12 protein-coding genes are annotated in these 12,518 nt (G+C 73.0%); 7 read left to right on the forward strand and 5 right to left on the reverse strand.

All coding sequences use genetic code 11. The features are described from left to right. The first annotated feature begins 98 nt into the window (after positions 1 to 98). Positions 99 to 1,322, forward strand: coding sequence for a saccharopine dehydrogenase family protein (locus IE252_RS18710; protein ID WP_190090582.1), 1,224 nt, complete (start codon positions 99 to 101; stop codon positions 1,320 to 1,322). 116 nt (positions 1,323 to 1,438) lie between these two features. Here IE252_RS18710 and IE252_RS18715 read toward each other — a convergent pair whose 3' ends face one another. Then, positions 1,439 to 2,140, reverse strand: coding sequence for an endonuclease V (locus tag IE252_RS18715; protein WP_190090583.1), 702 nt, complete (start codon positions 2,138 to 2,140; stop codon positions 1,439 to 1,441). A gap of 39 nt (positions 2,141 to 2,179) precedes the next feature. Here IE252_RS18715 and IE252_RS18720 point away from each other — a divergent pair, with 39 nt between their 5' ends. Then, positions 2,180 to 2,482, forward strand: a complete 303-nt coding sequence (locus IE252_RS18720; protein WP_190090584.1) for a YciI family protein — start codon at positions 2,180 to 2,182, stop codon at positions 2,480 to 2,482. On the opposite strand, the gene IE252_RS18725 is transcribed toward IE252_RS18720, so the two are convergent. Further along, a complete protein-coding gene (locus tag IE252_RS18725) occupies positions 2,479 to 3,564 on the reverse strand; it encodes a WD40/YVTN/BNR-like repeat-containing protein (protein ID WP_190090585.1) in 1,086 nt (361 codons plus the stop codon). The genes IE252_RS18720 and IE252_RS18725 overlap by 4 nt on opposite strands. A 243-nt stretch (positions 3,565 to 3,807) precedes the next feature. Here IE252_RS18725 and ssgD point away from each other — a divergent pair, with 243 nt between their 5' ends. From ssgD to IE252_RS18740, 3 genes are all read left to right on the forward strand, one after another. Next, positions 3,808 to 4,224, forward strand: coding sequence for a spore wall synthesis regulator SsgD (ssgD, locus tag IE252_RS18730; protein ID WP_190090586.1), 417 nt, complete (start codon positions 3,808 to 3,810; stop codon positions 4,222 to 4,224). 289 nt (positions 4,225 to 4,513) lie between these two features. Beyond that, entirely contained in the window at positions 4,514 to 6,154 is a 1,641-nt protein-coding gene (locus tag IE252_RS18735; RefSeq protein ID WP_190090587.1) for an ABC-F family ATP-binding cassette domain-containing protein, read from the forward strand. 176 nt (positions 6,155 to 6,330) lie between these two features. Further along, positions 6,331 to 7,305, forward strand: a complete 975-nt coding sequence (locus IE252_RS18740; protein WP_190090588.1) for an acyl-ACP desaturase — start codon at positions 6,331 to 6,333, stop codon at positions 7,303 to 7,305. A 10-nt stretch (positions 7,306 to 7,315) separates the two neighbouring features. Here the strand turns inward: IE252_RS18740 and IE252_RS18745 are convergent, their stop codons facing one another. Both IE252_RS18745 and IE252_RS18750 read right to left on the reverse strand, forming a co-directional pair. After that, complete coding sequence (locus IE252_RS18745; protein ID WP_229848562.1) at positions 7,316 to 8,914, reverse strand: GMC family oxidoreductase; 1,599 nt, start codon at positions 8,912 to 8,914, stop codon at positions 7,316 to 7,318. A gap of 167 nt (positions 8,915 to 9,081) precedes the next feature. After that, a complete protein-coding gene (locus IE252_RS18750) occupies positions 9,082 to 9,330 on the reverse strand; it encodes a WhiB family transcriptional regulator (RefSeq protein WP_101391004.1) in 249 nt (82 codons plus the stop codon). A gap of 270 nt (positions 9,331 to 9,600) precedes the next feature. Here IE252_RS18750 and IE252_RS18755 point away from each other — a divergent pair, with 270 nt between their 5' ends. Next, positions 9,601 to 10,350, forward strand: coding sequence for an IclR family transcriptional regulator (locus tag IE252_RS18755; RefSeq protein WP_190090589.1), 750 nt, complete (start codon positions 9,601 to 9,603; stop codon positions 10,348 to 10,350). Between the two features lie 4 nt (positions 10,351 to 10,354). Here IE252_RS18755 and ligD read toward each other — a convergent pair whose 3' ends face one another. After that, a complete protein-coding gene (gene ligD / locus IE252_RS18760) occupies positions 10,355 to 11,380 on the reverse strand; it encodes a non-homologous end-joining DNA ligase (protein WP_190090590.1) in 1,026 nt (341 codons plus the stop codon). Between the two features lie 65 nt (positions 11,381 to 11,445). Here ligD and IE252_RS18765 point away from each other — a divergent pair, with 65 nt between their 5' ends. Then, positions 11,446 to 12,516: an ATP-dependent DNA ligase gene (locus tag IE252_RS18765; RefSeq protein WP_190090591.1), complete on the forward strand. Its 1,071-nt coding sequence runs from the start codon at positions 11,446 to 11,448 to the stop codon at positions 12,514 to 12,516. The last annotated feature ends 2 nt before the right edge of the window (positions 12,517 to 12,518 follow it).

The raw sequence follows: 12,518 nt of genomic DNA on the forward strand, positions 1-12,518 counted from the left end.
CCTCTTGATCACCCGCGACACCGCTACTCACGCTAGCCTCAGCCACCGACAACGGCGCGGGAGCGCGACCGGGGCAGAGCGAATCGGAGGGCACCCCCTTGGAACGGTCGGAGCAGTCGGAGCGGTCGGCGGAGCAGCGGGCGCGGCGGGCGGCGCGGCCGTACGACCTCGTGCTGTTCGGCGCGACGGGGTTCGTGGGCGCGCTCACGGCGGAGTACCTGGCCGCGCACGCGCCGCAGGGGTGCCGCTGGGCGCTGGCCGGGCGGTCGGCCGCCAAACTGGAGCGGCTGCGCGAGAAGCTGGCCGCGATCGACCCGGCGTGCGCCTCGCTCCCCCTGCTCACCGCGGACTCCGCCGACCCCGAGTCGCTGCGCGCGCTCGCCGAGTCCGCGCGGGTGGTGGTGACCACGGTCGGCCCGTACGTCTGGTACGGCGAGGGCCTGGTCGCCGCGTGCGCCGAGGCGGGGACCGACTACCTCGACCTGACCGGCGAGCCGGAGTTCGTGGACACGATGTACGTACGCCACGACGCGCGCGCCCGGGAGACCGGCGCGCGTCTGGTGCACGCCTGCGGGTTCGACTCGGTTCCGTGCGACCTGGGTGTGTACTACACGGTCCAGCAGCTGCCCGAGGGCGTGCCGCTGCGGGTGGACGGGTTCGTACGGTCCAACGCGATGTTCTCCGGCGGCACCCTGGCGTCCGCGATCACCGCGATGGGGCGCGGGCCGCAGCAGCTGCGGGTGGCCCGGGAGCGGCGGCTGCACGAGCCCCGGCTCGTGGGGCGCCGGGCCCGATCCCCGCTGGGCGCGCCGCACTTCAGCCGCGAGACCGGCGCGTGGGCGCTGCCGCTGCCGGTCCTCGACCCGGTGGTGGTGGCCCGCTCGGCCTCGGCGAGCGCGCGCTACGGGCCCGACTTCCGGTACCGCCACTTCGCGGCCGTACGGCGACTGCCGCTCGCGCTGGGCGCGGTGGCGGGGGCGGGGGCGGCGTTCGGGGTGGCCCAAGTGCCTGCCGCGCGACGGTTTCTGATCAACCGATACGAGCCGGGCACGGGCCCTGACCAGGAGCGGCGGGATCGGAGCTGGTTCTCCCTGCGGTTCGTTGGGGAGGGCGGTGGGCGGCGGGTCTTCACCGAGGTGTCGGGGGGTGACCCGGGGTATGACGAGACGGCGAAGATCCTCGCGGAGGGGGCGCTCAGTTTGGCGTTCGATGAACTGCCGTCGCTGGCCGGGCAGTTGACGACCGTCACGGCGATGGGTGACGCGCTGCTGGAACGGATCCAGAAGGCGGGGATCCGTTTCCGGGTGGCCGATGCGCGTTGAGCGCTCCGCGGGGGCGTGGTTATTCGGCTGCGGACCGTGGGTGGCTGGTCGCGTAGTTCCCCGCGCCCCTAAAGGGGCGCACTCCGCAGCGCGTCGGCGAGCCCGGCCAGTACGGGCTACACCGGCCGCAGCGCGTTACGAAGCGCCTCCCTGCACAGCGCGTCCGCCCTCCGCGTCGACTCCGGTAGCCGGTAGCGCGGGGTCAGGCTCAACACGTGGGCGCAGGCGTTGTCCAGGGTCACCCGGTGGCCGACCGAGACGAACACCGGCTTGATCGCGTCCTGGGTGCGCAGGGCGCGGCCGACCTCCTCGCCCGGTGCGGCCAGCAGCGGCGACGCCTCGCCGCGCCGGGTGCCCGGCTGCTCGTACGCGAAGGTGAACGGGTTCTTGGCGACGCCGATCACCGGGAGCCCGGTGAGCACGCCGAGGTGGGAGGCGAGGCCGAAGCGGCGCGGGTGGGCCAGTCCGTATCCGTCGCAGACCACCAGGCCGGGGCCGGTGGTCAGCGCGCCGAGGGCCGCCAGGACCGTGGGGATCTCCCGGAAGGCGAGCAGCCCGGGCACGTACGGGAAGGCGACGCGGCCCACCGCGGTGGACTCCTCCACGACCTCCAGGGTGGCCGCGTCCAGGACGACGGCGGCCGCCGCGACGACGTCCCGCTCGTCGTCGTACGCCACGTCCACGCCCGTGACCAGCCCGGTCCCCGGCGGCGGGCCGGGCTCGTCGAGCACGACCCGGCCGCGCAGTTCGTCCTGCACGGCCAGCGCCCGCGCCTCGTCGGCGGGCCAGCCCTCGGGGATCTCCGTCAGCGTCACCATGCCCTCACCCTAGACGCGGGCCGGAGTAGCCTGACGATCATGTTCATACTGGACCTGACCTACACCGCCCCCATCGAGCGCGTCGACGAGCTGCTGGCCGAGCACGTCAGCTGGCTGAACGGGCAGTACGAGGCCGGGGTGTTCATCGCCTCCGGCCGCAAGGAGCCCCGCGAGGGCGGGGTCATCCTGGCTGTCGGGGACGATCGCGCGGCGATCGAGGAGATCGCGGCGACCGACCCCTTCAGCGTCCACGGCGTCTGCGCGTACCGGATCACCGAGTTCTTCGCGACCAAGGTCGCCCCCGAACTCGTCTCCTTCCGGCAGGAGTTGCCCGCCGTCTAGCGGGTGGATCGAGCCACCCGGCCCTTCTCGCCCGCCGCCCAGCAGCCCCCGTCGGGCGTGCAGTCCACGGTGTCGTACGAGCCGGTGTCGACGGTGTGCCAGGTGCGGCCGCCGTCGGTGGTGGCGTCGGTGCCGGTGGGGCCCACCGCGAGCGCCGTCGAGCGGGAGTGCGGCAGCCAGGCGACGCCGGAGCGGTAGGCCGCGACCGGGGCCGTCGCCGGGGACCAGCTGCGGCCGCCGTTCCCGGTGGCCTCGGCGGCCCGGGGCGAGGGCTGTCCGGCCCGGTAGTCGCCGCCGACGGCGAGTCCGTGCGTACGGTCGCGGAAGGCGAGGCCGAAGACGCCGCGCGCCGGGTCCCCGGCCGGGATCGTCGACGCGGTCGCCGTCCAGGTCAGACCGCGGTCGGCGGAGTGCAGGACGCGTGCGGTGGCCGCGCCGCCGGTGGCCAGCCACACGTCGTGCGGCCCGGAGCTCACCAGGCACTGGCCGCTCGCCGCGAAGGACGCCTCGCCGGGCTGCGCCTCGGGCATCCCGGTGTTCGGCAGCACCTTCCAGGAGCGGCCGCCGTCGGCGGTGGACAGGATGCGGTACCTGCCGTCGACCGGGTCGCTCACCGCCAGTCCGTGGCGGTGGTCGAAGAAGGTGAGGCAGTCGTAGAACGCCTTGGGGTCGAGGTTGCGGAACGATTCCTTCCAGGTGGCGCCGCCGTCCTCGGTCCGATAGACCCGGGACGCCTCGCCCTCGCCGATCGCGAGCACCACGGCCCGCCGTCCGTCGAAGGCCTCGACGTCCCGGAACTCCAGCTCGCCCGCGCCCGGAGGCGAGACATCGCGCCAGTGCCGCCCGCCGTCGGCCGTCCGCAGCACCGTGCCCTTCGTCCCGGCCACCCACGCGGTGGTCCGGCTGACCGCCGCGAGCCCCCGGAACCGGGCGTCCGTACCGGTCTGTGTGAGCTGCCAGGACGGTGCCGGGTGGTCCTCGCCGTGGCCGTGCGCCTGGGCCGGTGCGGTCAGCGCGGCGGCCAGCGCCACCCCGCCGAGCCCCACCGACAGCATGCGTCTCGTCTTCCCCATGGGCTTCATGGCGCTGGAAGCTAGCCGACCCCGCGAGGAGCGTCCAGAGGGCGAAACTCGACCGTATCGACATCAATCCGGAGCCAGTTAAGCACCGCGTAAGACCGAGCGGTGACGCACCGGTAAGTGACGCACACGTAGCGATCAGGTGACACAGCTCACCCTCCGCTCTGGTGCACGCAACCGTGTTTTCTGCCGTCTTCGTGAACAGCAGGAAGTGAAGTACCCGGTCGTGAGTAGGGGAGCAGGGCGTTGTCCACTGTCATCGAGCAAGCCGTCGAGGCCCGCCTGATCGCGTCCGACCCCCGGGTGCAGACCGTTCCCGCGACGCTGACGTACGACCGCGAGGACCCGTTCGCCGTGCGGATGGTCTTCCCCGCGCCCGCCACCCTGGAAGGGGTGGAGGTCTGCTGGGCGTTCTCGCGCGAGCTCCTCGAAGCGGGGGTGGACACCTCGGCGGGGATGGGCGACGTGCGGGTGCGGCCGTACGGGTTCGACCGCACGGTCGTGGAGTTCCACGCCCCGGAGGGCACCGCGATGGTGCACATCCGCACCTCCGAGCTGCGCCGCTTCCTCAAGCGCACCCAGCTGATGGTGCCCGCGGGACACGAGCACCACTACCTCGACCTCGACGGGGACCTCACCGCGCTGCTGCGCGACGCGTGCTGACCCCACGCGCCGCCGCGCCGGTCAACTGCGTGCCGTAAATCGTTTGCACGCGGTCGGCGTCACGTCGTACGTTCATCTCGGCCCTGTTGTCGTCGATCGGAGTAGGACGTTGCTCGTCTGAGGCATCTGAGACACCGTTTCGCGCACTCCCTTCCGTGTCGCGCGCGCGGTGTGACCTGCCTCCGAGCCGTCCTCCACGACCAGGGCCTCTTTTCTTTTCTCCTGCTGCCCTGACACCGGTGTCTCAGTTCCCGTTGCCCCCGCCCTTCCCCGCAACAGGGAGACACTCATGTCCAGTTACACCGCGTCCTCGACGCACATCAGCTGCTCCGACCTCTCCTTCGCCTGGCCCGACGGCACCCCGGTGTTCGACGGATTCCAGCTGGCCGTCGGCCCCGGCCGCACCGGGCTGATCGGCCTCAACGGCTCCGGAAAATCCACGCTGTTGCGGCTGCTCGCCGGTGAACTCACCCCGGCCGGCGGCCGGATCCTCACGGCGGGCGAGATCGGCTACCTCCCGCAGAACCTCACCCTGGCCACCGGAATGCGGGTCGACGAGGCCCTCGGGATCGACCGGGTGCGGGCCGCGCTGCACGCCATCGAGGCGGGCGACACCCGCGAGGAGCACTTCACGGCGGTCGGCGACGACTGGGACGTGGAGGAGCGGGCCCGGGCGGCGCTCGGCCAGCTCGGCCTCGACGCCGTCGGGCTCGACCGGACCATCGGGGAGCTCTCCGGCGGCGAGTCGGTGCTGCTGCGGCTGGCCGCGCTGCTGCTGCGCCGCCCCGACGTCCTGCTGCTCGACGAGCCGACCAACAACCTGGACCTGCAGGCCCGTCGGCGGCTCTACGACGCGGTGGCGGCCTGGCCGGGAGTGATGGTCGTGGTGAGCCACGACCGCGAACTCCTGGACCGGGTCGACCAGATCGCGGATCTGCGCGACGGCGAGGTCTCCTGGTACGGCGGCAACTTCTCGGCGTACGAGGAGGCGCTGGCCGTGGAGCAGGAGGCGGCCGAGCGGATGGTGCGCACCGCCGAGGCCGACGTCCAGCGGCAGAAGCGCGAACTCTCGGACGCCAACGTCAAGTTGGCCCGGCGCCAGCGGTTCGCCCAGAAGAGCTACGAGAACAAGCGGGTGCCGAAGATCGTCGCCAACGGCCGCCGGAGCGAGGCCCAGGTGTCGGCGGGCAAGCACCGCATCCTGCACACCGAGCGCCTGGCCCAGGCGCGGGACCGGCTCAACGAGGCGGTCGACGCGGTCCGGGACGACGACGAGATCCGTATCGAGCTCCCGCACACCAAGGTCCACCCGGGCCAGGGCGTCCTGACCCTGCGTGACCTCCGACTGCCTTACACGGAGCGGGCGGTGGGCAATCTGGAGATCCACGGGCCGGAGCGGATCGCGCTCGTCGGCCGCAACGGGGCCGGCAAGACGACCCTGCTGCGGGCGCTCGCCGGGCAGCTCGCACCGGCGGCCGGCGAGGCGGAGGCACATGTGCCGCTGCGGTTCCTGCCGCAGCGCCTCGACGTGCTGGACGACGAGCTGAGCGTGGTCGACAACGTGGCGCGGTACGCGCCGGACGCCACCGGCAACGCGATCCGGGCGCGGCTCGCCCGCTTCCTGTTCAAGGGGGCCCGGGCCGACCGCCCGGCCGGCACGCTCTCGGGGGGCGAGCGCTTCCGGGCCTCGCTCGCGGCGCTGCTGCTCGCCGAGCCCGCGCCGAGGCTCCTGATGCTGGACGAGCCGACGAACAACCTGGACATGGCGAGCGTAAGGCGGCTCACCGACGCGCTGGCCGCCTTCGAGGGGGCGCTGATCGTGGCGAGCCACGACGTGCCGTTCCTGGAGTCGATCGGGGTCACCCGGTGGCTGCTGCTCGACGGTGAGCTGCGCGACACGACGGCCGAGGAGGTGCGGGAGGGCAGCTGACGGATGTCTGACTTGTCTCCCGCTGCCCCGCTATGACCTGGGCGGATGACGGAGAGTAGTCGGGGAGGAAGAGGGCGGGACTTGGCTGTGGCTTACCGCGCGCTTAACCTACGGTCTCGTAACCTACGTAGGCGTAGGTAACCCGTCCCCCCTCCCCGTCCCCCTGGAGCACCCTCGTGACGATCACCTCTCCCCACCTCGGCAGTTCGGACGTGTGGACCGACGCCCGGCTGCTGTACGCGTTGGAGGAGGTCGTCGAGAAGGAGCTCAACCGGCACCTCAAGGTGGCCAAGGACTGGATGCCGCACGACTACGTGCCGTGGTCGGACGCGCGCAACTTCCCCGGCCTCTTCGAGGACGGCGAGGCGTGGGAGCCGCAGCAGTCCAAGGTCACCGACATAGGCAAGATCGCGCTCGTGGTGAACCTGCTCACCGAGGACAACCTCCCCAGCTACCACCACGAGATCGCGAGCCTCTTCGGGCGCGACGGCGCCTGGGGCACCTGGGTGCACCGCTGGACCGCCGAGGAGGGCCGGCACGGCATCGTGATGCGCGACTACCTGCTCGCCTCGCGCGCCGTGGACCCGGACAAGCTGGAGCAGTTCCGCATGGCGCACATGGCGGAGGGCTTCGAGTCGGACAACCGGCACTCGATGCTCCACTCCGTGGCGTACGTGGCCTTCCAGGAGCTCGCCACCCGCATCTCGCACCGCAACACCGGCCACCAGTCCGGCGACCCGGTCTGCGACCGCATGCTGGCACGGATCGCGACCGACGAGAACCTGCACATGGTCTTCTACCGCAACCTGCTGGGCGCCGCCTTCGAGCTCGCCCCCGACCTGACCATGCAGGCGGTACGGGACGTGGTCGTCGGCTTCCGGATGCCCGGCCACGGCATGCCCGGCTTCGAGCGGGCCGCCGCGCAGATGGCGATCGGCGAGATCTACAACCTGCGCATCCACCACGACGACGTGATCCAGCCCGTGCTGCGCTACCTCAAGGTCCTGGACATCGACGGGCTCGGCCCGGAGGGCCTCAAGGCGCAGGAGGAGCTCGGCCTGTACATGGGCGGGCTCGACTCGGAGGCCAGCAAGTTCGACGAGAAGCTCGCCGCGCGCAAGGCCCGGATGCTGGCCCGCGGCAAGGCCTGAGCCGACCCCGCTAGCGCGCGTCCTCCCGGATCAGCTCCGCCGCCTTCTCGGCGAGGGCGACCGTCGGGGCGTGCGTGTGGCCGCGCGTGATGCGCGGCATGACGGAGGCGTCCACCACCCGTAGACCCTCGGCGCCGCGCACCCGGAGCCGGGGGTCGGTGACCGAGCCCTCGTCGGAGCCCATCCGGCAGGTGCCCACCGGGTGGTACAGCGTCTCGGCCGAGCCGCGCATCGCCGCCGCCAGCGCCTCGTCGTCGACGACGCCCGGGTAGGGCGCCAGCGGCCCCGCCGTGTGCTCGGCCAGGGCCGGGGTCGCCAGCAGTTGCTCCGCCCGGCGCACCCCCACCAGCAGCCGCCGCAGGTCCTCCTCGGCGGTGAGGTAGCCGGGGTCGATCCGGGGCGGGGTGGTGGCGGCCGTCCCGCCCAGGTCGATCCGGCCCTCGCCGACGGGTTGCAGCAGCACCACCCCGATGGTGAGGCCGTGCTCGGTGGGCGGGGTGAGCCCGTGGTCGACGAACGGCGCCGGGGCGAAGACCAGCTCGATGTCCGGCGCCACCAGGTCGGGCCGGGTGCGCACGAACGCGACGGCCTCGCCGAGGTTGGAGGTCAGCGGGCCCCGGCCGCGCAGCAGGAAGCGGCCGAGGTTGGGGAGCGTGTCGGCGCCGGTCAGCGTGACGGGCCGGGGGCAGCGCACGGTCACCGCGTACGCGAGGTGGTCCTGGAGGTGGCGGCCGACGTCCGGCGACGCCACCTTCACCTCGACCCCGGCCTCCCGCAGCCGCTCGGGGTCGCCGATCCCGGAGAGCATCAGCAGGTGCGGCGAGCCGATGGCGCCCGCGCTGAGGATGACCTCGCGTCGGGCGGTGAGGGTGCCCGGGCCGCCTGCGGTGACGACGCCGGCGACCCTCTTCCCCTCGAACTCCAGCCCGCACACCCGGGTTTGGGTGAAGATGTCCAGGTTGGGGCGGCGTGCGGCCGGTTTGAGGTAGCCGTCGGCGGCGCTCCACCGGCGCCCCTTGCGCTGGTTGACGGGCGTCGTCGCGTACCCGGAGTGGTCCGGGCCGTTGAGCTCCCGCAGCCCCGTGATGCCCCGGTCGTGGCAGGCGGCGAGGAAGGCGAAGGTGAGCGGGCTGGGGTCGCGCAACGGCGAGATCCACAGCGGCCCGTCCGTGCCGTACACCGAGTCGCGGGGCGTCGGCCCCGTCCAGCGCTCGGCCCGGCGGAAGTACCGGACGAACGCGTCGTACGCCCACTCGGGCCCGGCGGCCTCGCCCCACGCGTCGTAGTCGGCGCGGTGGCCGCGGACCCACATCATGGCGTTGAGGGACGAGGAGCCGCCGAGGGTGTGGCCGCGCGGCCAGTACAGCGCGCGCCCGCCCAGCGCCTCCTGCTTCGCGGTCGTGAAGTCCCAGTCGTACGCGGTCTTGAAGAGCTTCGGGAAGGCGGCGGGGATGCGGATCTCGGGCTTCCGGTCGCGCGGGCCCGACTCGACGAGCGCCACCCGGACGCCGGGATCCTCGGAGAGCCGGGCCGCGAGCACACAGCCCGCCGAACCCGCTCCCACCACGATGTAGTCGTATGTGCGCGTCGTACCCGCTGTCCTCAACACGCCCCCCAGGCCGTGACGTTGGGTCTGCCGGCCCGTCCAGCATGACCGGCCGGGGCCGGACGTGCCAGAGCGCGGACGCGCGGCCCGCCCCCGAACGGGCACGCGCGTCCGCCGGCGGAACCCGGCCGTTCCTGAGGCGGCCGGGTTCGTGGCTCGGGCTCCCGGTGTCAGGCCCGGCTGCGCTGGAGCTGGAGTCTCTCCTGCTCGGAGAGGCCGCCCCAGACGCCGAACCGCTCGTCGTTCGCCAGCGCGTACTCCAGGCACGCCTGGCGCCCCTCGCAGCTGCCGCAGAGCTGCTTGGCCTCCCGCGTCGAGCTGCCGGGCGCGGGGAAGAAGAACTCGGGCCCCGCCTGGGCGCACAACGCGGTCTCCTGCCAGGCGAGTTCCTGCCCGGCGATGGTGGTGTTGATCGACATGACATCCATGCTGGCCCGGCCGGATCAACGTCCGGTCAATGATCGTTGAACGCCCTCCGCCGCCCGCGTCAAGCGATCTCCTCCCGCCGCGCGGTCTTTGGCCGATTACGGCCGTCACGGCGCCGATCGTCGGTCCTTCCCGGTCTTCCACCGGCCACCGACAGCGCGGGCCGGAGCGGTTCCGGTCGCCTTCGCCGTTGCCCTGAGCGACCAGATGACCCGGCCGTAGTGTGGAGCCCTTCGTCGATCACGACCCGGCAGGGAGCCGATATGACCGAGGCCACCACGGTGCGCACCCCGACCGGCGCGCAGGCCGTGCAGCGCGCCCTGGAGGTGCTGCACTCCTTCCACGACAACGGTCCCGACCTCAGCGCGTCCGATCTCTCCCGGCGCCTGGGGTTACCCGTCTCCACCGCGCACCGGCTGGCCCGCACGCTGGTGGGGGCGGGCTTCCTGGAGCAGGACGTGCGGACCGCGCGCTACCGGCTCGGCCCCGCCATGACCGAGCTCGGCCGCCTCTCGTACCACCAGCGCGGGCTGCACCTGGCCGCCCCCGAACTGGCCGACCTGGCCGCGCGCACCGGCGCCGCGGCCGACCTCGCGCTGCGCAGCGGCCCGCACGTGGTGAGCGTCGCGGGCGGCCCGGTGCCCCCGCTGGCCGGGCTGCGCCGCCCGCTGCGCTCGACCGCGCCGGGCCGGGTGCTGCTCGCCTGGCCCCGGCCGGACGAACCGGCGGCGCTCGACGAGGAGTTGGCGGACGTCCGGGCCGACGGCTTCGCGCGCGAGGAGAGCGAGACGGCGCCCACCGGTGCGTACGACACCGGGTACGGGACGCGCACGCTCGCCGTGCCGGTCCTCGACCGCTCCGGCCACGCCCGCTTCGCCCTGTCGCTGCGGGCCGCGCCCGCGGTGATGACGGACGAGCGCGCCGCCTGGTTCCTGGCCCAGGCGCGGGCGTGCGCCCAGGCCCTGGAGATACTGCTGCTGCCTCCGGCGGAGCGCCGCCCGCCCGCGGCGTAGGCGGCTACGCCTCCTCCTTCTTGGCCCGGCTCGGCTGCACCCGCTTGGGCTCCCCCGGCATCTTGGGGTAGTCCGGCGGGTACGGCATGTCGCCCAGCCGGTGCTCGTGCTCGTCGCGGGCGGCCAGCTCCAGCAGCGGCTCCAGGCCGAAGGCGTGCTCCTCCATGTCCGCGTGGACGTCGCCCACCTCGGCGTACCGCACGGGCATGGTCTTCAGGTCGAAGTCCTTGGGGTGGACGTCGTCGAGCTCGTCCCAGCGCAGCGGCGCGGAGACCGGGGCGTGCGGTTTGGGGCGGACCGAGTAGGCGGAGGCGATGGTGCGGTCGCGGGCCGTCTGGTTGTAGTCGACGAAGATCCGCTCGCCGCGCTCCTCCTTCCACCACGCGGTGGTGACCTTCCCCGCCATGCGCCGCTCCAGCTCGCGCCCGATGGCGATGGCGCAGCGGCGCACCTCGGTGAAGGTCCAGCGCGGCTCGATCGGGACGAAGACGTGGATGCCGCGGCCGCCGGACGTCTTGGGCCAGCCTTGGATACCCGACTCGGCCAGCAGGGCGCGCAGTTCGTGGGCGACCGGCACCGCGTCGTCGAAGTCGGTGCCGGGCTGCGGGTCGAGGTCGATGCGGAGTTCGTCGGGGTGGTCGGTGGCCGCGCGCCGCACCGGCCACGGGTGGAAGGTGAGGCAGCCCAGGTTGGCGGCCCACAGCACGGCGGCGGGCTCGGTCGGGCAGATCTCGTCGGCGTGGCGGCCGCTGGGGAAGGAGATGCGGGCAGTGGGGATCCACTCGGGCAGGTTCTTGGGGGCCCGCTTCTGGAAGAAGGACTCGCCGTCGACGCCGTCGGGGTAGCGCTCCAGGGTGGTCGGGCGGTCGCGCAGGGCGCGGGTGATCCCGTCGGCGACGGCCAGGTAGTACGTGGCCACGTCCAGCTTGGTGTAGCCGCGCTCCGGGAAGTACACCTTGTTCGGGTTGGACAGCCGGACGGCCCGTCCGGCCACGTCCAGCTCGACGGCCTCGCCCTTGCTCGTGCCCATGCAGGCCACGGTAGGCGCGAGCCGCAAATGGCGCATATCGGCACAGTCCGGTGAGAATCAATGGCATGGATCTGCCGGTGATGCCGCCCCTGAAGCCGATGCTCGCCAAGTCGGTGGCCAGGATTCCGCCCGGGATGCAGTACGAGGCGAAGTGGGACGGCTTCCGTGCGATCGTGCACCGCGACGGCGACGAGATCGTCATCGGCAGCCGCAACGGCAAGCCCCTGACCCGCTACTTCCCCGAGCTGGCCGAGGCACTGAAGGAGCGGCTGCCGCAGCGCTGTGTGGTGGACGGCGAGATCGTCATCGTCCACGAGGGGCGGCTCGACTTCGACCGGCTCACCGAGCGCATCCACCCGGCCGCCTCCCGGGTGAAGCTGCTGGCCGAGCAGACCCCGGCCAGCTTCGTCGCCTTCGACCTGCTGGCGCTCGGCGACGACTCGCTGCTCGACAATCCGCTCAGCGAGCGCCGGGCTGCCCTGGCCGGGGCCCTGACCGGCGTCACGGCGCCGGTGCACCTGGCGCCCGCCACCACGGACGCGGCCGAGGCCCAGGAGTGGTTCGAGCGGTACGAGGGCGCCGGGCTCGACGGGGTGGTGGCCAAGCCGCTCGATCTGCGCTACCGCCCGGACGCCCGGCTGATGTACAAGATCAAGCACGAGCGCACGGCCGACGTGGTGGTGGCGGGCTACCGCTTCCACAAGAGCGGCCCCGCCGTCGGCTCGCTCCTGCTCGGCCTGTACGACGCCTCCGGCGCCCTCCAGCACGTCGGGGTCTGTGCGGCCTTCCCGATGAAGCGGCGGGCCGAGCTGATCGAGGAGCTGGCACCGCTGCTCCTTGAGGACCCGGTGGGCGGCGGGCACCCCTGGGCGGCCTGGCTGGACGAGGCCGCCCACGAGGGCGCCCGGCTGCCCGGCGCGCAGAGCCGCTGGACCGGCAAGAAGGACCTGTCGTGGGTGGCGCTGCGGCCGGAGCGGGTGTGCGAGGTGGCGTACGACCACATGGAGGGCGACCGCTTCCGGCACACCGCCCAGTTCCGCCGCTGGCGCCCGGACCGGTCCCCCGACAGCTGTACGTACACCCAGCTGGAGGAACCGGTCAGCTACGACCTGGCCCAGGTGCTGTCGGGCGGGTAACC

Origin of the sequence: Streptomyces melanogenes (assembly GCF_014649795.1) — a bacterium.
GTDB classification, from domain to species: domain Bacteria; phylum Actinomycetota; class Actinomycetes; order Streptomycetales; family Streptomycetaceae; genus Streptomyces; species Streptomyces noboritoensis.

What these genes read in the sequence shown, in the direction of transcription:
- IE252_RS18735 (WP_190090587.1), top strand. Translation starts at nt 4,514, where the DNA reads ATGTCCAGTTACACCGCGTCCTCGACGCACATCAGCTGCTCCGACCTC.
- IE252_RS18715 (WP_190090583.1), bottom strand. Translation starts at nt 2,140, where the DNA reads ATGGTGACGCTGACGGAGATCCCCGAGGGCTGGCCCGCCGACGAGGCG.
- IE252_RS18765 (WP_190090591.1), top strand. Translation starts at nt 11,446, where the DNA reads ATGGATCTGCCGGTGATGCCGCCCCTGAAGCCGATGCTCGCCAAGTCG.
- ligD (WP_190090590.1), bottom strand. Translation starts at nt 11,380, where the DNA reads ATGGGCACGAGCAAGGGCGAGGCCGTCGAGCTGGACGTGGCCGGACGG.
- IE252_RS18720 (WP_190090584.1), top strand. Translation starts at nt 2,180, where the DNA reads ATGTTCATACTGGACCTGACCTACACCGCCCCCATCGAGCGCGTCGAC.
- IE252_RS18725 (WP_190090585.1), bottom strand. Translation starts at nt 3,564, where the DNA reads ATGAAGCCCATGGGGAAGACGAGACGCATGCTGTCGGTGGGGCTCGGC.
- IE252_RS18750 (WP_101391004.1), bottom strand. Translation starts at nt 9,330, where the DNA reads ATGTCGATCAACACCACCATCGCCGGGCAGGAACTCGCCTGGCAGGAG.
- IE252_RS18755 (WP_190090589.1), top strand. Translation starts at nt 9,601, where the DNA reads ATGACCGAGGCCACCACGGTGCGCACCCCGACCGGCGCGCAGGCCGTG.